The sequence below is a fragment of the Flavobacterium collinsii genome (assembly GCF_902804485.1).
Lineage (GTDB): Bacteria > Bacteroidota > Bacteroidia > Flavobacteriales > Flavobacteriaceae > Flavobacterium > Flavobacterium collinsii.
This window is the reverse complement of the sequence record NZ_CADCST010000062.1, coordinates 1-20,410: the sequence shown is the minus strand read 5'-3', so window position 1 is coordinate 20,410 and position 20,410 is coordinate 1. Positions and strand designations below refer to the sequence as shown.

General features: G+C 34.4%; 17 protein-coding genes. 16 read left to right on the top strand and 1 reads right to left on the bottom strand.

Going from position 1 to position 20,410, the window contains the following annotated elements; translation table 11 throughout:
* Positions 1-25 precede the first annotated feature (25 nt).
* The 15 genes from FLA105534_RS03865 (at position 26) to dusB (ending at position 17,383) form a co-directional block, all read left to right on the top strand.
* The gene (locus FLA105534_RS03865) at positions 26-1,228 is read left to right on the top strand and encodes a beta-ketoacyl-[acyl-carrier-protein] synthase family protein (RefSeq protein ID WP_173964723.1); all 1,203 of its coding nucleotides are present in this window, start codon (positions 26-28) and stop codon (positions 1,226-1,228) included.
* Entirely contained in the window at positions 1,219-2,286 is a 1,068-nt protein-coding gene (locus FLA105534_RS03860; RefSeq protein WP_173964722.1) for a beta-ketoacyl synthase N-terminal-like domain-containing protein, read from the top strand. The genes FLA105534_RS03865 and FLA105534_RS03860 overlap by 10 nt, the downstream gene beginning before the upstream one ends.
* Positions 2,283-3,059, top strand: a complete 777-nt coding sequence (locus tag FLA105534_RS03855) for a polysaccharide deacetylase family protein (protein WP_173964721.1) — start codon at positions 2,283-2,285, stop codon at positions 3,057-3,059. The genes FLA105534_RS03860 and FLA105534_RS03855 overlap by 4 nt, the downstream gene beginning before the upstream one ends.
* 118 nt (positions 3,060-3,177) lie before the next feature.
* Positions 3,178-3,804 carry an outer membrane lipoprotein carrier protein LolA gene (locus FLA105534_RS03850; protein ID WP_173964720.1) on the top strand — a complete coding sequence of 209 codons (627 nt, stop codon included), beginning with the start codon at positions 3,178-3,180 and terminating at the stop codon, positions 3,802-3,804.
* Positions 3,770-4,405: a hypothetical protein gene (locus FLA105534_RS03845; RefSeq protein ID WP_173964719.1), complete on the top strand. Its 636-nt coding sequence runs from the start codon at positions 3,770-3,772 to the stop codon at positions 4,403-4,405. Before FLA105534_RS03850 ends, FLA105534_RS03845 begins: the two co-directional genes overlap by 35 nt.
* 37 nt (positions 4,406-4,442) lie before the next feature.
* Complete coding sequence (locus FLA105534_RS03840) at positions 4,443-5,072, top strand: porin family protein (RefSeq protein WP_173964718.1); 630 nt, start codon at positions 4,443-4,445, stop codon at positions 5,070-5,072.
* Between the two features lie 8 nt (positions 5,073-5,080).
* Positions 5,081-5,695 carry an outer membrane beta-barrel protein gene (locus FLA105534_RS03835; RefSeq protein ID WP_173964717.1) on the top strand — a complete coding sequence of 205 codons (615 nt, stop codon included), beginning with the start codon at positions 5,081-5,083 and terminating at the stop codon, positions 5,693-5,695.
* 6 nt (positions 5,696-5,701) lie between these two features.
* Complete coding sequence (locus FLA105534_RS03830; protein ID WP_173964716.1) at positions 5,702-6,073, top strand: hotdog family protein; 372 nt, start codon at positions 5,702-5,704, stop codon at positions 6,071-6,073.
* 2 nt (positions 6,074-6,075) lie between these two features.
* Positions 6,076-6,561: a hypothetical protein gene (locus tag FLA105534_RS03825; protein ID WP_173964715.1), complete on the top strand. Its 486-nt coding sequence runs from the start codon at positions 6,076-6,078 to the stop codon at positions 6,559-6,561.
* Between the two features lie 19 nt (positions 6,562-6,580).
* Positions 6,581-7,768 carry a DUF2062 domain-containing protein gene (locus FLA105534_RS03820; protein WP_173964714.1) on the top strand — a complete coding sequence of 396 codons (1,188 nt, stop codon included), beginning with the start codon at positions 6,581-6,583 and terminating at the stop codon, positions 7,766-7,768.
* Positions 7,769-8,080: 312 nt separating this feature from the next.
* A complete protein-coding gene (locus FLA105534_RS03815; RefSeq protein ID WP_173964713.1) occupies positions 8,081-11,767 on the top strand; it encodes a 1-acyl-sn-glycerol-3-phosphate acyltransferase in 3,687 nt (1,228 codons plus the stop codon).
* Positions 11,764-13,281 carry a phytoene desaturase family protein gene (locus FLA105534_RS03810; protein WP_173964712.1) on the top strand — a complete coding sequence of 506 codons (1,518 nt, stop codon included), beginning with the start codon at positions 11,764-11,766 and terminating at the stop codon, positions 13,279-13,281. The genes FLA105534_RS03815 and FLA105534_RS03810 overlap by 4 nt, the downstream gene beginning before the upstream one ends.
* 6 nt (positions 13,282-13,287) lie before the next feature.
* Positions 13,288-14,955 carry a C45 family autoproteolytic acyltransferase/hydolase gene (locus tag FLA105534_RS03805; protein ID WP_173964711.1) on the top strand — a complete coding sequence of 556 codons (1,668 nt, stop codon included), beginning with the start codon at positions 13,288-13,290 and terminating at the stop codon, positions 14,953-14,955.
* Entirely contained in the window at positions 14,952-16,247 is a 1,296-nt protein-coding gene (locus FLA105534_RS03800) for a phenylacetate--CoA ligase family protein (RefSeq protein ID WP_173964710.1), read from the top strand. Before FLA105534_RS03805 ends, FLA105534_RS03800 begins: the two co-directional genes overlap by 4 nt.
* 143 nt (positions 16,248-16,390) lie before the next feature.
* On the top strand, positions 16,391-17,383 hold the full coding sequence (dusB, locus tag FLA105534_RS03795; RefSeq protein ID WP_173964709.1) for a tRNA dihydrouridine synthase DusB: 993 nt from the start codon (positions 16,391-16,393) through the stop codon (positions 17,381-17,383).
* A gap of 57 nt (positions 17,384-17,440) precedes the next feature.
* Here the strand turns inward: dusB and FLA105534_RS03790 are convergent, their stop codons facing one another.
* Complete coding sequence (locus FLA105534_RS03790) at positions 17,441-18,457, bottom strand: hypothetical protein (protein WP_173964708.1); 1,017 nt, start codon at positions 18,455-18,457, stop codon at positions 17,441-17,443.
* 1,121 nt (positions 18,458-19,578) lie between these two features.
* On the opposite strand from FLA105534_RS03790, the gene FLA105534_RS03785 reads away from it, so the two are divergent.
* Entirely contained in the window at positions 19,579-20,214 is a 636-nt protein-coding gene (locus tag FLA105534_RS03785) for an ATP-binding cassette domain-containing protein (protein ID WP_173964707.1), read from the top strand.
* Positions 20,215-20,410: the final 196 nt, after the last annotated feature.

Genomic DNA, 20,410 nt, shown 5'->3' with positions numbered 1-20,410 from the left:
AAAATCTAAAAATCTAAAATCTAAAATGACAAAAGGTGTTGCAATAACCGGAATGGGAATTATCTCCTCGATTGGAAATTCAGTCGAAGAAAACTACATTTCGTTAATCGAAAATAAAGTTGCGGTAACGCGTATCGAAAACATTGAAACGGTTCACGCTGATATCATTAAAGTAGGAGAAATTAAGAAAACCAATGACGAATTGGTAAAAGAATTAGAACTTACTCCTGATAATAACTTTTCAAGAACCGCCATGATTGGCACTTTTGCAGCAAAACAGGCTGTTAAAAATGCCGGAATTGCTTCAATAAATGAATTCCGAACCGGACTTATTTCCGCAACAAGTGTGGGCGGAATGGATATGACTGAAAAGCATTATTACGATTATTTCAAACATCCGGAACTTGTGAAATACATTACTTGTCACGATGGCGGTGATGTAGCCGAAAAAATTGCAGAAGAGCTGGGTTTAAAAGGGATTGTTACCACTATAAGTACCGCCTGTTCATCGGCTGCAAACGCAATTATGCTGGGCGCAAGACTGATCAAATCCGGAAAACTGGACCGCGTAATTGTAGGCGGAACCGATGCTCTGGCTAAATTTACGATCAACGGATTCAAAACCCTAATGATCTTATCTGACGATTACAACAAACCTTTCGACAACAATCGTAAAGGACTAAATCTGGGTGAAGCAGCCGCTTTTCTGGTTTTAGAATCTGATGAAGTTGTAAAAAAGCAAAACAAAAAAGTACTGGCTCGTGTTTCGGGTTATGGTAATGCTAATGATGCTTTCCACCAGACAGCTTCTTCAGAAAATGGAGATGGCGCTTACCTTGCCATGAAAAAAGCCTTTGATATTTCGGGTTTAAAACCTAGTGATATCGACTATATCAACGTTCACGGAACAGCAACTCCAAACAATGATTTGTCTGAAGGAAGAGCGCTTCTTCGAATTTACGGAGATGAAAAAGTACCCGATTTTAGTTCGACAAAACCTTTTACGGGACATACTTTGGCCGCTGCGGCAGCCATCGAGGCCGTTTATAGCGTTTTGGCCATTCAGAATAGCGTAGTTTACCCAAATCTGAATTTCGAAACACCAATGGAAGAGTTTGATTTAAAACCGCAAACTTCTTTAAAAAATGCAACTATCGAACATGTTTTGTCCAACTCTTTCGGATTTGGAGGTAACTGTTCAACACTTATATTTTCAAAATGCAATTAAAAAAAACATATATAAATGGAATAGGTTGTATTTCGACTCAAAAAACATTTGATACTGTTTTTTTAGAAGAAGCCGTACACAATCATGACAAGAACGTCCTTGAAATTGTTCCTCCCGTTTACAAAGATTATATTTCTCCGGCCGCCATTAGAAGAATGGCAAAAGGAGTAAAAAACGGAATTGTGGCTTCGGCAATTGCCATGAAAGATGCACAAGTTGAGAATGTTAATGCCATTATTACCGGAACAGGCTTAGGATGTATCGAAGACTCCGAAAAATTCCTGAAAAATATCCTTGATAATAATGAGGAGTTCTTAACCCCAACATCCTTTATTCAATCGACCCATAATACGGTTGGTGCTCAAATTGCACTGTTACAAAAATGCAACGGTTACAATTTTACCTATGTAAACGGAGCTGTTTCTTTTGAATCGGCGCTTTTAGATGCTAAAATGCAAATTGAAGAAGAAGAAGCACAATCAGTTCTTGTGGGTGGAGTTGATGAAAATGGCGATTATACTACTGCCCTTTTTAAATTATCAGGACGTATCAAACAAGACAATCAGCAACCTTACAACCTTTTAGATGCTACTACAAGCGGTGCCGTTTATGGAGAAGGTGCCAGCTTTTTCGTTTTAGAAAATGAACGAAAAGAGACTACCTACGCAGAAGTGCTCGATATTGCGATCGTAAACACCTTGGAGGAGAATGAAGTTGAAGCTGAAATTATCTCCTTTTTGAAATCCAATCAATTAGAAGTTTCAGCTATTGATGCCCTGATTTTAGGATTTGACGGTAATGTAGATTTTGAAAATTATTATAAAAATCTGGCAGAAAATGCCTTCGCCCAGACTCCTCAATTGTATTACAAACATCTGAGTGGTGAATACGATACCGCATCGGCTTTTGCTTTATGGATGGCCTCTAAAATTTTAAAAACACAGGAAATCCCTGAGATCATAAAAGCGAATTCGGTTGAAAAACCGGCTTACAAAACCATTTTATTGTACAATCAGCTCAACGGAAAAAACCATAGTTTTACGTTACTTTCAAGATGATAACGCATAAAAACATTTCGTTATTCTTTCTCTTTTTATTGCTGCTATTGCTTCTTCTAAAGCTGTATATCGCAATTAACTGGGTATGGTTTATCGCAATTGTTTTAATTTGGTTAGGCATAAATACTGTAGGCTCTTCTATAATTTCTTCTAATTATCATGTAAAAGCATACTGCAACAATCCGTTGGAAACCGAAAAAAAAATTGCCATTACGTTCGATGATGGACCGGGCATTTTTACTTTAGAAGTTTTAGAATTATTGAAAAAATACAAGGTAAAAGCGACTTTCTTTTGCATAGGAAAAAACATCGAAGCTTATCCTGAAATCATGCAGCAAATTGTAGATGAAGGGCATTTGATTGGCAACCATTCGTACAGTCATTCTCCTTTTTTTGATTTTTATAATGCTAAAAAAATCACTGGTGAAATTCAGAAAACGGATGCTTTTTTAGAAAAATACACCTTCAAAAAAATAAACTTCTTTCGTCCGCCCTATGGAGTTACAACGCCTTCGATCAGAAGAGCTTTAAAAATAAGCGGTCACAAAGTGATAGGATGGAATATTCGTTCGCTGGATGGCGGAACCAAAAATCAGTCTTTGATTTTCAACCGAATTATAAAACGTATTTCTCCAGGTGGAATTGTACTTTTGCACGACACAGGATCACACTCTGTTTTGGTACTGGAACAGTTTTTGCAATTTTTGCAGCAAAACAATTATAAAGTAATTTCAACCGAAGAACTTTTGAATCTTAAAGCTTATGAAAACTGAACGAGGATGAAACAGATTCGCTTACGCGAAAACGCGGATAAAAAACGGATTTTAACAATTTAATCTGTGAAAATCCTTTAATCTGTGGCAAAATAATAAAGCGCAATTCGTAATAAATATGAAAACTAAAATAGCAATCTTAATTTTATTTATCTCAGGCAATTTGTTCGCTCAGGAACAAAAGATGTCTGATACTGAAGTTACCGCTTTCAAGCAGGATGTAAATGTAGTTTCCAAAAAAATCAAAACCCTGAGTACCGATTTTGTTCAATACAAACACTTGGACTTTTTATCGAAAGATATTGAAACTTCGGGAAAGATGATTTTTAAAGAGCCTTCATTGCTGCAATGGCAATACAAAAAACCATACAATTACAGCATTGTTTTTAAAAACGGAAAAATCCTGATTAACGACGAAGGGAAGAAAAGTGCCGTTGATATTGGCAACAGCAAAATCTTTGGCAGAATCAACAAATTAATTGTCGGAAGTGTAAGCGGCAATATGTTTGACGATAAGGAATTTGCGATTTCCTATTTCAAATCAAAAGGACAGAATATAGCGAAGTTTGTTCCTAAAGATGCCACCTTAAAAAAATACATCAAACAAATTGAATTGACTTTCGACAAAGAAGAAGCAACTGTGGTTCAGGTTAAATTATTAGAATCCTCTGAAGATTATACCCGAATTGTACTTAAAAATAAAGTGATCAATGCAAAAATCGACGATTCCGTTTTTAATAATTAATTGCTTCCTTGCGATTGTTTTAGTTTCTTGTAGCTCCGTCACAAAAAACTATACTCCTAAAAAACTAGATCAAACGTCTTACCTGGTTCCTTATTTCGCAGATTCAAAAACCGATTATGTGTATAAAACCAACATTACAGTTTACGGTCATGAAATGTCGGGAATCTTCATCGCCAAAAAGATCAATGACACTACACATCGTATTGTTTTTACTACCGAATTTGGCAACAAATTACTAGACTTTGAAATTTCTGAGACGGACTTTAAAGTCAATTCAATTGTATCCGAACTGGACCGAAAAATCCTGATTAATACGCTAAAAGAAGATTTCCGTTTGTTACTAAAAAAGGATTATCTGATTCAGCAACAATTTGAAAACGAATCCGCCGACATTTATAAATCGCCGGATGGAAAGCGTGACAACTATCTTTTTATCTCCAAAAAAGATCACAAATTAGAAAAGGTCGTTCAGTCTTCTAAAACAAAAGAAAAATTTACACTGACATTTAGTTCAGAAAACGATATTTTTGCCGAGAAGATTTTGATTAATCATCAGAATATTAAGTTGAAAATTGAATTAAATTACTTTAAATCAGAATAAAAATTTAAACTAAACCTAAACTTAAATCAAGACCAAAATGAGAAAAATAACCGTAATTGCCTTTGTTTTATTTATTGGAATTATAACGTCAAATGCCCAAGTAAAGGTTAGTCCGGGATTTCGCGGAGGTTTAAACATATCAGATTTAAGTAATATGCCGGAAAATAGCAATTCAAAATCTGATTTTTATGTTGGTGCATTAATGGCTATAAAATTCAATAAATATTTTACGTTGCAACCGGAATTAAATTATTCGAGACAGGGTGCTGATATTCGTCTGTCTTATTTAGATTTTGACAACAATACTTCCCGTCGCAGAAGTCAGAAAGTCGAAATCAACTATCTTACACTTGGAGCTGTAGCTAAATTTCATTTTAAAGGAAAAGGTTTCCACGTATTAGCCGGCCCATCTATAGATTTTAAAACCAATGATAATTTTGACAAATTTGGTGAGAACCCTGTTGATGTTGACTTTGCTATTGTTGGCGGAGTTGGATATACCCTGCCAAACGGATTAACTTTCGAAGCACGCTTAAAACAAGGATTAGTTGATATTTATGGATATGACAGATATGATTATAATAATGAAAACAGACGTTATTATGATGACATTACTTTAAATCAGGTTTTCCAGATAGGTATTAGTTACACTTTCAAAGTAAAATAGATTAAATCATGAACAAAAGAAATTTAGTAATTATCGTATTGGCCTTGTTTACCCTAACAAGTTTACAGGCACAAGTAACATTCAAACCGGGTTTAAGAGCCGGAGCTTCTTTTTCTACATTCTCCAATACCCGTTCCGATTATAAAACTGATTTTTATATTGGTGGTTTTGGTGAAATTAAATTAACTAAAATTTACACTTTACAACCCGAAATCACGTATAGTCAGCAAGGTGCGAGTAACGTTAAAACTTTTATCAGTTATAATAACGGTAACGATGTTGTGAGTTTGAAAGATTTAGAAATTGATTATCTTTCCATTGCTGTAGTCAATAAATTTACTTTAAAAAATGGCTTTCAGTTTCAAGCTGGTCCAACTTTAGATTTTAGATTACGAGACAATTTACTTTATGAAAAATCAGATATTGATCTGGCTTTTATAATGGGTATTGGTTATAGATTACCTTCCGGATTGACTTTTGAGGCCCGTTTCAAAAAAGGAATTGTGGATGTTCTTGATAGTGATTATTACGGCAGCAACGGTAACAATAATGATTATTGGTTTAGAGATTATAATACAAATGTTAGTTTTCAAATAGGTGTTTCTTATCCTTTTGGCAAATAAAAAAATATGGTTTTAAAAGATTTTTACACAGTTCTTTCCGAAGAAAAAACAGGAGATTCTAAATATACAATTGCGATTTTGGTCAATGAAAAACATGAAGTTTTCAAAGGTCATTTTCCGGGGAATCCAATTATGCCGGGAGTTTGCATGATCCAGATTATTAAAGAGCTTACAGAGTCAATTATCAAAAGTACTTTGATGATCCAGACGCTTTCAAATGTAAAATTTATGGCATTAATCAATCCCGAAATAAATCCTGAATTGCGTTTAGAACTGGATATCGTTACAACAGAAGAAAATTTGGTTAAGGTGAAAAACACCACTTATTTTAACGACACTGTTGCCCTGAAACTGAGCAATGTGTACAAAAAGATATAACTATGAAACTATTACTGTCCTTGCTTTTATGGGTTAATTTTGTCGGTACTCCGGATTTGACCAGCATTAGAAAAATGTATTCTGACGTCACAAAGTCAGAATCGAATGCTAAAGAATTTTCACAAAAACTTGCCGCTGTTTCTAACAACGATGATAAAATTCTGGTAGCCTACAAAGCCGCATCTATTTTGTTGGATTCAAAATATGAAGATCGGTTAAAAAATAAAATGGCCCGTTTTAAAGAAGGTGCCAAATTATTGGAAGCCACTATAAAAAACGATCCGAATAATATTGAAATCCGAATGATTCGACTGAGTATTCAGGAGAACGTTCCCGGAATTACCGGTTATAAAAAAAACATTAAAGAAGACAAAAAATACCTCACGGACCACTACGCTGAGCAAAATGCCACTTTAAAAGAATACCTAAAAGACTTTATTTTACAATCAAAGAGTTTCTCCGAAAAAGAGAGACAATTTGTAAAGTAAACTAAGGAAAAAAATCCCCATGAAACCTACTTTATCACAGCAGGAATTGTTAAGTTCGACTCACTTTTGTGTTATTGTTCCAACGTACAATAATCATAAAACGCTGAGAAGAGTGCTGGATTCTATTTTAGATTTCACTTCAAATATCATTATTGTTAATGATGGCTCGACGGATGAAACTTCTGAAATCCTGAAACACTATTCGCAATTCACTCAGATTCATCATCCTAAAAATCTGGGAAAAGGAAGGGCTTTAAGAAATGGTTTCCGAAAAGCAATCGAGTTGAATTTTGAGTATGCCATTACAATTGATTCAGACGGGCAGCATTTTGCTTCAGATATTCCTAATTTTATTGCTGAGATTCAAAACGAACCCAATTCGTTATTGATAGGAAGCCGCAATATGACACAGGAAAACGTGCCTAAGAAAAGTAGTTTTGGAAATAAATTTTCTAATTTCTGGTTTAAATTTGAAACCGGAATTAAACTTGGAGATACCCAATCAGGTTACAGACTCTATCCTTTGCGACTCATTCCGAAACAATTTTATACCAATAAATTTGAGTTCGAAATTGAAGTAATCGTTCGCTCTGCCTGGAAAGGTGTTGTCGTTAAAAACATTCCGATTCAGATTTTGTACGATCCCGCTGAACGTGTTTCACACTTTCGTCCGTTTAAAGACTTTACACGAATCAGCATCTTAAATACCGTTTTGGTCATTTGGGCATTGCTGTACATCAAACCCAGAGACTTTTTTAGAAAAGCAAAAAAAAAAGGTTTTAAAAAATTCTTTTTGGAAGATATTTTAGAAAGTAGTGATTCCAATTTCAAAAAATCGGCAGCAATTACTTTGGGCATTTTTATCGGAATTTCTCCTTTTTGGGGGTTCCAAACCATCCTACTTTTAACTTTTGCTACCTTATTTAAGCTTAACAAAGTGATTGCTTTTTTAGCTTCAAATGTGAGTTTTCCGCCTTTCATTCCTTTTGTTATTTACGGATCTTTAAAAATGGGAAGTTACTTTGTTTCAAACGATGTTATGCAAACTGCAAATGGTTCGGTTACACTTGATGATATTCAAAAAAATGCTACACAATATATCGTGGGAAGTCTTATTTTAGCATCCGTTTTAGCGCTCTCAATTGGTTTTATAAGTTATTTACTTTTAACCGCTTTTAGCACTAAAAACAAAACAAAGATTACGTAACGTTTTGCCACAAATTGAAAAGGTTTTCATTGTTTTTTTGCCACGAATTTCACAAATTTTCACGAATTAATTTTTAATAAATTGCGGAAACGTAACGAAAAAATGCCACAGATTAAAAGGATTAAATTGATTTTCAATCTATGTCAAGTTACCACTACTTGAACGAAAGTGAACTAGTAAAGCAATTTCACAAGTTTGTACAAATTAATTCGCGAAAATTTGTGAAATTCGTGGCAAACTGGTAACAGCATTTATAATCCTTTTAATCTGTGGCGAAAAAAAGCTATAGCCCAAAAATAATATTAAATACTTATGCATCACTATTTTTACGCCATTCATTTATTTGTAAACCGACGAAAAACTTTATCGGTTGCTTTGGCCATTTTGATGCTCTTCGCTTTTGGTTTTTTTGCCTCTCAAATTAAATTTGAAGAGGACATCACCAAACTGATTCCGACCAACGATAAAGCCGATGCCACGGCAAAAGTGCTCAAGCAGCTTAATTTTGCCGATAAAATTACCGTTATTTTCAAACTCGATAAAAACGGAACCGAAGAAGATTTAAAAGAAATGGCAACTGCTTTTTCAGACAGTGTTGCCCAATCCTGCAAACCTTATGTAACCGGTATTCAGGGGAAAATTGATGAAGAAAATATTCAGGAGACCATTGATTTTGTCTACAACAATCTGCCTCTTTTTCTGGAAAAAAAAGATTATGAAGTCCTCCAAAATAAACTTCAAAAAGACAGTATTGCGGCGACAGTTCAGGGCAATTATAAGTCAATTATCTCTCCGTCCGGATTTATTACAAAAGATTTTATTCTACAAGATCCCCTGGGTATTTCGTTTATCGCTTTAAAAAAATTACAACAATTAAATATTGGCGACGATTTTACACTTGACAATGGTTTTGTCATGACCAAAGACAAAAAGAAACTCCTTCTTTTTATCACCTCAAATCTTCCTTCGAGTGAAACCGAACAGAATACCATTTTTGCCGAAAAACTAAAATCCATTCAGGATAACCTGAATCAAAAATTTAAAACCAAAACTTCAATCCGTTATTTTGGCTCGGCGCTTATTGCCGTGGCAAATGCTGATCAAATCAAAAGCGATATCATTCTGACCACTTCGATCGCAATGTTTACCTTGATGTTGATTTTGATCTTATTCTATCGAAAAGTACTTATTCCTTTAATTATTTTTCTTCCCACACTTTTTGGAGCCTTGTTTGCCGTAGCCTTTTTGTATTTTGTGAAAGAACATATTTCGGCCATTTCACTCGGAATTGGTTCTATTTTGTTGGGAATCACCATTGATTATTCGATTCATATCCTTACACATTACAAACACAACAGCGATGTAAAAACACTGTACAAAGACATTACCATGCCGGTAATTATGAGCAGTTCAACCACGGCCGTTGCTTTCTTATGTCTGCTTTTTGTGAAATCCGATGCGCTGAATGATTTAGGGATTTTCGCTGCCGTTATTGTAATGGCTTCTGCATTTTTCTCTCTTTTAATTGTTCCTCATCTTTACAAACCAAAAGAAAACAATTTTGAACACAAGAAAAATGTGATCGATAAACTCGCTCATTTTTCCTTTCACAACAACAAATTTCTAATCGGTTTTTGTGTTTTAATTACCATTGTTTGTTGTTTTACGTATAAAAATGTAGGATTCAATAACGATTTATCGCAATTGAATTTTATTCCAAAGGAAATAAAAGCTGCTGAAAAAGATCTGGAAGAAAGTACAAATCTTACCTCAAAAACCATTTATGTGGCCTCCTACGGAAATAGTATCGAAGAGGTTTTGCAAAACAACTCAGCCCTGTTTACCGATTTATCAAAAGAAAAACAAAATGGCAAAATATTGAATTTTAGTTCTGTTGGAGGTATCATGCTTTCCCGACAGAAACAACAGCAAAAAATCAATCAGTGGAATTCGTTTTGGGACGCCAACAAAAAACAGCTTCTACAAAACGGCCTAATTGCCGAAGGTTTAAAACTTGGATTTAAACCCACAACCTATACTGCCTTTTTTGATCATTTAAACTTTGACTTCAAACCCATTTCGGCACAAGAATACCTGAAAATACAACCTCTACAACTAAAAGAGTTTGTAACCGAAAAAAACGGTTTCTTCACGATTTCTACTCTGGTAAAAGTAAGTCCGGAGCAAAGAGACACTTTTGTAAAATTGGCCACAGCTAAAAAAAACCTGATTGCGATTGATCGCCAGCAAATGAACGAAACGTTTTTCAGTACTTTAAAAACCGATTTTAACTCCCTGGTAAATTATTCATTTGTAGCGGTAATTCTGATTCTTTTTTTCTTTTTCCGAAGACTCGAATTGGTTATCGTAAGCTGTATTCCGATTGCTTTAACCGGAATTGTTACTGCCGGAATAATGGGCATTTTTGGCATTCAGATGAATATCTTCAGCATGATTGTTTGTACACTGATCTTTGGTCACGGTGTTGATTTCAGTATTTTTATGACCAGTGCACTTCAAAAAGAATATACGACGGGAAAAAATGAAATTGCCATTTACCGAACTTCTATAATTCTTGCCGTCATTACCACTATTTTAGGAATTGGTGCCATGATTTTTGCACAACATCCTGCTTTGAGATCTATCTCATCTGTATCTTTAATCGGAGTTTTTGCGGCACTTATTATTACGTTTATTTTCTACCCGATTCTTTTTAAAATATTCATTTCAAACCGTTCCAAAAAAGGAAACCCTCCATTTGTCCTGCGTACTTTTGTTCACGGTGTAATTTCCTTTTTCTACTACGGTCTGGGCGGAATTGTGATGTCGCTTTTTAGCATCACCATTATGCCGATTCTTCCGATAAAAGAGAAAACAAAAATGAAGGCATTCCGTTACGTGATCTCAAAATTCATGAAATCGGTATTGTATTCCAATCCGTTTCTTCGTAAAAAAGTCATTAATAAATTTAGTGAAACCTTTGAAAAACCGGCCATTATCATTGCCAACCATTCTTCTTTTATTGATATCCTGGCCATGGGAATGCTTAGCCCTAAAATTATATTTTTGGTAAACGACTGGGTGTACAACTCTCCTATTTTTGGTGGTACCGTTCGAAAAGCAGGTTTTTATCCGGTTTCGGAAGGAATCGAAGGCGGAGTCGAACATTTGCGTCAAAAAATAAACGACGGTTATTCGCTCATGATTTTTCCTGAAGGAACACGTTCTGAAAGCAATCTGGTCAAGCGTTTTCACAAAGGTGCATTTTATCTGGCAGAAGAATTTAATCTGGATATTATTCCTGTAGTTATTCATGGCGCTTCAGAAGCAATTCCAAAAGGTGATTTTGTCATCCATAGCAGCCAACTTACGGTTTCAATTTTAGAAAGAATTGCTCCTAATGATCTTTCTTTTGGAAAAAATTATGCCGAGAGAACCAAACAAATGAGTGCTTTTTTCAAAGAAGAATACCGTAAAATTCGTCAGCAGTTAGAAGGCCCTGAATATTTCAAAAAAATGGTTCTGCACAGTTACGATTACAAGGAAATTGAAATTATCAAAAACGTCAAAAGCGATTTAAAAAAGAATCTGGAAACCTACTACAGTTTAAACAAGTATCTTTCGGCGAATGCCAAAATATTGCATTTATCTAATGATTATGGGCAGTTGGATGTGTTGCTAACTTTGCAGGAACCACAACGAAAAATAACTTCCTTTAATCATGACGAAGAAAAACGGGCGGTTTCAAAGACCAACTATTTTTTAAAGAAAAGAAAAATAATTTATCCGGATCAATTAGAAGCTGTACTTGAAAATCAATATGATGTTCTTTTGATTTCTGACGAAAGTTATAGCGATGATCCTGAAAAAATCATTTCAAAATTTTCTTCCATAATTTTAATATATTGCCTGCATTATAAAACAAAATTAATGGCCTCCGGTTATGAAATTGTCTCAGAAGAAAAAGGCATTACGATAGTAAAGAAAAAATTAGCATGAAAGAGCAATACGATGTTGTAATTGTTGGCAGCGGACTTGGCGGATTGGTCTCTTCGATTATTCTAGCCAAAGAAGGTTATAGCGTTTGTGTGCTCGAAAAAAACAATCAATACGGTGGAAATCTCCAGACTTTTGTGCGCGACAGAACCATTTTTGATACCGGAATTCACTATATCGGAGGTTTAGGTGAAGGGCAAAATCTCTACAAATATTTTAAGTATTTGGGAATTATGGACCATCTAAATCTTAAAAAATTAGACGATGATGGTTTTGATATTATTTCTTTTGAAGACGATCAAAATGAATATCCTCATGCACAGGGTTATGCCAATTTTACGGCTCAACTCCTACAATTTTTTCCCGAGGAAAAAACCAATATTGAGGAATACTGCAAAAGAATAAAAGCAATTTGCGAATCTTTTCCGCTCTACAATTTAGAATGGGAAGGTAAATACGACAATGAAATTTTAGGCTTAAATGCCAAACAAACGATTGAAGAATGCACCCAAAATGAAAAGCTAAAAGCAGTTCTCGCCGGTTCTAACTTTTTGTATGCCGGAATTGCCGATAAATCACCATTTTATGTTCATGCTCTTTCTGTAAATTCTTATATACAAAGTTCATGGCGATGCATTAACGGCGGAAGTCAGATTACAAAACAACTTTTAAAACAGCTCAAAAAATACGGTGGCGAATTTTACAAATACAAAGAAGTTACTCGTTTTAATGTCGAAGACAAAAAAGTAACTTCGGTAGACATGAAAGACGGAACCCGTGTTTCCGGCTCGTATTTTATTTCCAACATTGAACCCAAAACGACCTTGAAAATGACTGGTGAAGAACACTTCCGAAAATCATTTTACAGTAGAATCCAAAGTCTTGAAGGTGTCATTTCGGCTTTTAGTCTGTATATTGTTTTTAAACCGGAAACTTTTAAATACATCAATCACAACCATTATCATTTTAAGAAAAGCAGCGAAGTCTGGACCTCTCATGATTATGACGATGCTTCCTGGCCAAAAGCTTTTATGGCTTCCATGAATGTCTCAAAAAAGCAGGAAGAATGGGCCGAAGGAATGACTTTTATTACTTATATGAAATACGATGATGTACTTCCGTGGAGCGATACTTTTAATACTACCATTGAAGAAAATGACCGTGGAGAAAGTTATGAAGAATTTAAATCCAGAAAGGCAGCGAAATTTTTAGAAGAGATCGAACTGAAATTTCCGGGTATTAAAGACTGTATTCAATCGATTCATACCTCGACACCTCTTTCCTATAGGGATTATATTGGAGGTGACAGCGGTAATATGTACGGATATGTTAAAGATTCCAATAATCCGATGAAAACGCTAATTCCGTCAAAAACCAAACTGAATAATTTATATCTTACAGGCCAAAGTATTAACATGCACGGTGTTTTGGGAGTCACCATTGGCGCTGTGGTAACCTGCTCTGAAATTGTTGGAAAAGAATATTTAGTAACCAAAATCAATCAGGCTTCTGAATAAAAAGCTATGAAAAACCGAATTATACTCTTTTTCATTATCGGTTTTTTAACGATGTTAGCATCTTGCGGAACATCAAAATCCATGCGTCACCAACCTGATCTTACTCATTATAACGCAACAAAACCTCAAGTAAACAAAATATCAGACAGCGTGTTTGTTTCCGGAAAAAATTCGCTTTTAAAAAACAAACAAGGCCTCTGGGAATTGTATGCCGAAGGTGATCCTCTGGAAATAGGACTCAATACCGGTGCTTTGTCAGATTCTCTTTTAAAAAAGCAGGAGCATATTTTCTTCTCTAAAATACAGGATATTGTTCCTTCAAAATTTCAGCAAAAACTCCTTCGCCATTTTCTCAAATGGTACAATCGAAAACTATATTCAAATGTTCCTGACGAATATCAAACCGAGATTTTTGGCGTTTCACAATATACCTCACGGACTTTTGATAATATAGCACCTCAGTACCAACGCAGTTTATACCTACATGCCGCACACGATATTGGTCATGCTTTACAGGATCTGGCTTTGGTAGGCTGTTCTTCTTTTGCTGCCTGGGGAAAGAAGTCGGAAGACGGAAACTTAATCCTGGGACGCAACTTTGATTTTTATGTCAATGATGCTTTCGCAGAAAACAAAATCGTAGCGTTTATCAATCCAAAAGAAGGTCACAAATTTATGATGATTACCTGGCCCGGAATGATTGGTGCCGTTTCCGGAATGAATGAAAAGGGACTAACCGTTACCATTAATGCCGGAAAGTCTAAAATTCCGCTGATCGCCAAAACACCCATTTCGATTCTTACTCGTGAAATATTACAACATGCCAAAAATATAAATGAAGCAATTATCATTGCCAAAAAAAGAGCCGTTTTTGTATCAGAATCCATAATGGTGGGAAGTGCAGAGGATAACAGAGCCGTTTTAATTGAAGTCACACCCAAAAAAATGGACGTTTACGACATTCCAAACAGCGATCAATTGCTCTGCTCTAATCATTTTCAGGGAGAGGACTTAAAAAAGGAGAAACGCAACCAATTCCAGATTGCCAATAGTCATTCCGAATATCGTCTCGAGAAAATGAAAGAACTATTTTCTGAAATTCCAAAAATCAACCCTAAAATTGCCTCTGAAATTCTTCGAAATAAAGAGGGTTTAAACAATATTAGTCTGGGTTATGGAAATGAAAAAGCATTGAACCAGTTGATGGCTCATCACGGTGTTATCTTTAAACCTGCAACAAAAGAGGTTTGGGTATCCGCCAATCCATACCAATTGGGCGAATTTGTCTGCTATAATCTGGATACCGTTTTTAAAGAAAGAAAAACAGATTCAATTGTTTCGTTTCAGCAAATAAATTTAGACATTCCGAAAGATCCTTTTTTAGAAACCGTTTCCTATAAAAATTACAGGAAATTTAGAACTGAAGATCACAAGATCGATTTGTATCTGAAAAACAAAGAAACGATAAACCCCGAGCTTATCCGCAATTACCAATCGCTAAACCCTGATTATTGGGTTGTGTATTACAAAGCAGGGTTGTACTTTTATCAAAAAAAAGAGTACCGGCTTTCTCAGTCCAATTTTGAAAAAGCTTTAACCAAAGAAATTACAACTGTTCCTGACAAAACAGCGATTGAAAAATATTTAAAAAAAATCAAAAGAAAATTACAATGATTCCATTAATAGAAAAAAATTCTTTAGAAGAAATTAAAATTTTTCAAGAGCAAAAATTAGCGGAACTATTACACTATATCAGTCAAAACTCTCCTTTTTACAAACGTCTTTTTGCCGGACAAAATGTTGATCTATCGAAGATTAAAACACTTGAAGATTTACAGCATTTACCCGTAACAACAAAAGAGGATTTACAAGAATACAACGATGATTTTTTATGTGTACCGCAGCATCAAATTATTGATTATGCCTCTACTTCCGGAACTTTAGGCGACCCTGTTACTTTTGGTTTAACCGATTCTGATCTCGATCGTCTGGCTTATAACGAAGCCATTTCGTTTGCCTGTGCCGGAATTGCCGAAGGTGATGTCGTACAACTGATGACTACAATTGACCGAAAGTTTATGGCCGGACTGGCTTATTTTCTGGGATTGCGAAAACTAAAAGTAGGGGTCATTCGGGTTGGTGCTGGAATTCCGGAACTGCAATGGGATTCTATTTTAAAATACAAACCGTCTTACCTGATTACTGTTCCTTCCTTTTTACTAAAGTTAATTGAATATGCCGAAGCACACGGAATTGACTACAACAACTCCAGTATAAAAGGAGCAATTTGTATTGGAGAATCTTTGCGAAATCAGGATTTTTCCATGAATACTTTGTCTAACAAAATCACTGAAAAATGGAATATTAAGTTGTTCTCGACTTACGCTTCCACAGAAATGAGTACTGCTTTTACTGAATGTGAACACGGCGTTGGTGGTCATCACCATCCCGAACTGATCATTGTTGAAGTCTTAGATGAAAATAATATTCCTGTAAAAGAAGGTGAAATTGGCGAATTGACTTTTACCACCTTAGGTATTGAAGCCATGCCTTTACTGCGTTTCAAAACCGGAGACATTGTACAACTCCACAACGGCCCTTGTGCCTGCGGAAGAAATACGTTGCGTGTTGGTCCTGTCGTTGGCCGTAAAAAACAAATGATCAAATACAAGGGCACAACACTTTACCCGCCAGCGATGAATGATGTTTTGAGTGGTTTTGATAATATCGAGAACCATATTATCGAAATCTCTACCAACGATTTAGGAACCGATGAAATCCTGATAAAAATAGCTGTAAAAAATCAAAGTCCGGAATTTTTACAGGAAATAAAAGATCACTTCAGAGCCAAATTAAGAGTAACACCAAAGATTGAGTTCGCCGCAAAAGAAGCTTTGAATCCCTTAGTTTTTAATCCGATGAGCCGAAAACCTATTCGTTTTTTTGATTACAGAGTTACTGTTTAAAGGTGCTAAGGTACTGAGATTCTAAGGTTCTAAGTTTTTCTTTTACTATTAAATAAGAATGAAAACTCAGAACCTTAGCATCTTAGAGACTTAGAATCTTTTAAATTGAACTAAATGTTGTAATTTTGCAAAAAATATTGAAGATGGTCAAGATTGGCAACATAGAATTACCCGAATTTCCTTTATTACTCGCACCGATGGAAGATGTGAGCGATCCGCCGTTTCGCAGATTGTGTAAAACGCATGGCGCTGACTTAATGTATTCTGAATTTATTTCATCGGAAGGATTAATTCGTGATGCTATCAAAAGTCGAATGAAGCTGGATATTTTTGATTACGAACGTCCGGTTGGAATTCAGATTTTTGGGGGTGATGAAGAAGCAATGGCGCTTTCGTCTAAAATTGTTTCTACTGTTAAACCGGATTTGGTTGATATTAACTTTGGATGTCCAGTAAAAAAAGTAGTTTGTAAAGGTGCAGGAGCTGGAGTTTTGAAAGATGTAGATTTGATGATCCGTTTAACAAAAGCGGTTATCAGAAGTACTGATTTGCCTGTGACTGTGAAAACACGTTTGGGCTGGGATGAAAGCTCTATCAACATTGATGAAGTTGCCGAAAGACTTCAGGATATTGGTGTTCAGGCTTTAACAATTCACGCCAGAACCCGTGCGCAGATGTACAAAGGCCACGCCGATTGGTCGCACATTGCACGTGTAAAAAACAACCCGAGAATCACCATGCCTATTTTTGGAAATGGAGACATCGACAGTCCTGAAAAAGCCCTAAAATATAAAAATGAATACGGTATCGACGGAATCATGATTGGTCGTGCCGCGATTGGTTATCCATGGATTTTTAACGAAATAAAACACTATTTTAATACCGGTGAGCACTTACCTGCTCCAACCGTTATTGATCGCGTTGAAGCCGCCAGAAACCATTTAATGTGGTCAATGGAATGGAAAGGTGAGCGTTTGGGAATTGTAGAAATGCGCCGTCATTATACCAATTATTTCAAAGGAATCCATTCGTTTAAAGAATACAAACAAAAACTGGTTACCACAGACGAACCTGAAAATCTTTTCGCCATTATGAAAGAAATCGAACAGGTTTATGCCGGGTATGAGTTCGTTTAAATACTTATAAATTAATCTTTGTCAAAGTTTAAAACTTTGACAAAGATTATTACTTTTTTATTTCCTTACTTTTTCTAGCTGTTCCAGTCTTTTTTCAATATCAGAGAACCTTTTGTTTTCTTTTTGAAGCTCATTAATTTTTGTATTCTGCTCAATCGTATAAAGAGTTAACTCTTCTATTTTTTGTAAAAGTTTTATATTCATTTCCGATAAATTAATACCATTATTTTGCATTTCTATAGCTGAAGCAATTTGAGGTAAATGTTTGTTTTCTTTAATATAATTATCCACAAATTCTAACGATGGTAAATTATAGTCTTTCTCAAAAACAAAATCAGCACCGGCATCTACACTAACTCTAACTTCTCTTGAATTAATATCACCTGCTACAGTTAATTTTGAAGTTGGTCTCTGAGTTCCTATACCGACATTACCATTTTCAGCAATTCTAACTTTTTCAGTTAAATCGCCATTATTATCTGCTTTTGTCCAAAAGGTCAAATATCCCATATATGTTCCTCCAGCTCTGGGCATTCCAATTCTTGCTATCTCTACAGATTCCTGTTTGGCACTTATTCTACCTACATCAACAAACGACAAATCATTTCTTTTGCTTTTTAGGGAAACTACAGCCGGTGTTGTATCTGAGTTATAAATTTCGAGTTTTTCACTCGGATTTGGAGTTCCTATTCCAACATTTCCAGTAATTGTTTGATCTCCTATAAAATTATTTTTCCCCCTGGTTGCTAATTCATGCCACTTTGGATTGACTGCAGTTGCATCTCCGGCTGCTAACTTCCTGAAATATAATTTATCATTTTCAGATATAATTGAAGCTATCTGTAATTGATAGTTATTGTTAAGGTTTGGGTGTCTGACTACAAATAAATGTTGCCAATCATTTTCAGGTAATGTTCCTGTTGGATTCAGTGCGCAATAAGTTCCTGAAAGAAGAGGTACTGTAAAATCCCCAACTCCAGTTGCTAATCCATTTCCTATTTGCTGAGATTGCATGGTAAAAGCAAACAGACCAACTCCAATTGTAATCTTGATTTTTTTAAACTGAGTTTCCATTATTTTATATTTAAGTACTCTGATCTTTTTTTAAATTCAAAAGTACAATTTTATCCATATTTTCATAATCTGTTATTATTTATACTAAACAAAAAAGTTATCGAGAAGAAAATGATTTTGTTGCTGTTTTTAATAACCTTTTAAAATTGAGGATTATGGCGTAAGAATTAGTTAATTTTGAAAACCATGGTTTAGTTGAGTTAAATACAATATACATCTCAGAAATTGAAAACAATCTTACATTATTTGTTCCTTGTCCGTTTTAGAAAATTAGTTTCTAAAGATGATAACTTAGCTATTTTTTTAATAATATTATTTCACTTTGCCGTTGCATTTTTATTTTATAAGAACTATAATTCCTTAAATAAATATATTTTTATTCCTTTTCTTGAAATTGTAATATATCATATCCAGAGATCTGACATCGAGCTTTTAAGACTTAAAAAAAACTACAAAACAATACTTTTTATAGAATATTTAATTTGCTTCTTTCCTTTTTATTTGGTTTTAATCTTTAAAAAAGAGCTCGCGTTTATTATGGGTATTCTATTGTTCCAGATCTTTTTAATAAACCTCCCAAAGATAAATCTAAAGGTAATTTCATATCCTTTTCATGCTTTTAATATATTCTTCCATGTTACTTTTAGAAAATTTAAACTTATTTATACCATTCCATTATCCATTGCTTTAACTTTTATATCGATAAAATACAATAATGAAAATCTTATTTTTTTTGTGTTTCTTATTCTGATCGTAATCTCCTCTGTTTCTTCTTTTGAACGGGAAAGGGTAGAAGAAATAAAGCGCAATCCTTTTGATTCTGAAAGATATTTACTTTATCAATTTAAAAATTCACTTATTAATACCTTTTATATAATATGTCCCGTTATTATAATTGTTTGTTGTTTTTTACAATGGGATAAATTGCTATTTGTTCCTATTATTTTTATTGTACCATTAATAAATATTGTATTAAAATATAATTACTTTAGTAATGATTATCTCCATCAAATTGTATTTACTGCCTTTATCACTTTAACTATTTTACTTTACGGTCTTCCTTTACTATTAATTCCTTTCCTGTATAGAAAAGCAATTAAAAACATTAATAAACTAAAAATATGCTAGAAATTAATATTTCCCAAAAAAAGTATTCTGACAAAACCATATTAGAGAATGTTAATGTTAGTATTAAAGAAAATGGAATTTATGGTGTGATTGGTAAAAATGGTCATGGTAAAACTACATTCTTTAAATGCATTTTGGGTTTAACTACATATAACGGGAATTGTTCTATTAATGGCAACAGCGTTCTTTTACAAGATACAGGATGGGTTCCTACAGAACCTCCTGTATATGACGAACTCACCGCCAAAGAGTTTTATAACTTTTATACTCATTTGTTAGATCTCAAAGAAGTAGCTATCAAGCCTATATTTGAAGTTTCTGAAAATCAACTTATAAAAGAGTTCTCTACCGGAATGAAGAAAAAAGTGTATTTAAATGCAGTTTTTCAAAAAGAATATAGTTTCTATATACTGGACGAACCGTTTAACGGGCTTGATCTGGAATCTAATTTTTTACTTATGAATTATATTAGACAGCTTTCTAAAACAAGCATCGTTTTTATTTCGTCACATATTTTAGAAATTCTTTACAAAGATTGTCGTAAAATCTTTTTGGTAAAAAACATGAAGATCGAAGAATTTGAAAAAAATCAATTTGAAAAAATTGAAGAAACCTTACTTTTTAAATAGATCCAAAACAATAGATATTGAGGAGACTGAAACTTTAACAAAGATCCGGATAAAAAAAAAGACCTTCAAATTTGAAGGTCTTTCTTTATTTAATAAAATGTCTAGTCCTGAAATAGCGATACACAAAAAGTATCATTATGGAAGTACCTCAAGAAATACGCTATGTAAAGCGTACACAAAAAGACTACTCTATGTC

Bases quoted from the DNA above. Each gene is read 5' to 3' on its own strand.
- FLA105534_RS03865 (WP_173964723.1), top strand. From the start codon at position 26: ATGACAAAAGGTGTTGCAATAACCGGAATGGGAATTATCTCCTCGATT.
- FLA105534_RS03860 (WP_173964722.1), top strand. From the start codon at position 1,219: ATGCAATTAAAAAAAACATATATAAATGGAATAGGTTGTATTTCGACT.
- FLA105534_RS03855 (WP_173964721.1), top strand. From the start codon at position 2,283: ATGATAACGCATAAAAACATTTCGTTATTCTTTCTCTTTTTATTGCTG.
- FLA105534_RS03850 (WP_173964720.1), top strand. From the start codon at position 3,178: ATGAAAACTAAAATAGCAATCTTAATTTTATTTATCTCAGGCAATTTG.
- FLA105534_RS03845 (WP_173964719.1), top strand. From the start codon at position 3,770: ATGCAAAAATCGACGATTCCGTTTTTAATAATTAATTGCTTCCTTGCG.
- FLA105534_RS03840 (WP_173964718.1), top strand. From the start codon at position 4,443: ATGAGAAAAATAACCGTAATTGCCTTTGTTTTATTTATTGGAATTATA.
- FLA105534_RS03835 (WP_173964717.1), top strand. From the start codon at position 5,081: ATGAACAAAAGAAATTTAGTAATTATCGTATTGGCCTTGTTTACCCTA.
- FLA105534_RS03830 (WP_173964716.1), top strand. From the start codon at position 5,702: ATGGTTTTAAAAGATTTTTACACAGTTCTTTCCGAAGAAAAAACAGGA.
- FLA105534_RS03825 (WP_173964715.1), top strand. From the start codon at position 6,076: ATGAAACTATTACTGTCCTTGCTTTTATGGGTTAATTTTGTCGGTACT.
- FLA105534_RS03820 (WP_173964714.1), top strand. From the start codon at position 6,581: ATGAAACCTACTTTATCACAGCAGGAATTGTTAAGTTCGACTCACTTT.
- FLA105534_RS03815 (WP_173964713.1), top strand. From the start codon at position 8,081: ATGCATCACTATTTTTACGCCATTCATTTATTTGTAAACCGACGAAAA.
- FLA105534_RS03810 (WP_173964712.1), top strand. From the start codon at position 11,764: ATGAAAGAGCAATACGATGTTGTAATTGTTGGCAGCGGACTTGGCGGA.
- FLA105534_RS03805 (WP_173964711.1), top strand. From the start codon at position 13,288: ATGAAAAACCGAATTATACTCTTTTTCATTATCGGTTTTTTAACGATG.
- FLA105534_RS03800 (WP_173964710.1), top strand. From the start codon at position 14,952: ATGATTCCATTAATAGAAAAAAATTCTTTAGAAGAAATTAAAATTTTT.
- dusB (WP_173964709.1), top strand. From the start codon at position 16,391: ATGGTCAAGATTGGCAACATAGAATTACCCGAATTTCCTTTATTACTC.
- FLA105534_RS03790 (WP_173964708.1), bottom strand. From the start codon at position 18,457: ATGGAAACTCAGTTTAAAAAAATCAAGATTACAATTGGAGTTGGTCTG.
- FLA105534_RS03785 (WP_173964707.1), top strand. From the start codon at position 19,579: ATGCTAGAAATTAATATTTCCCAAAAAAAGTATTCTGACAAAACCATA.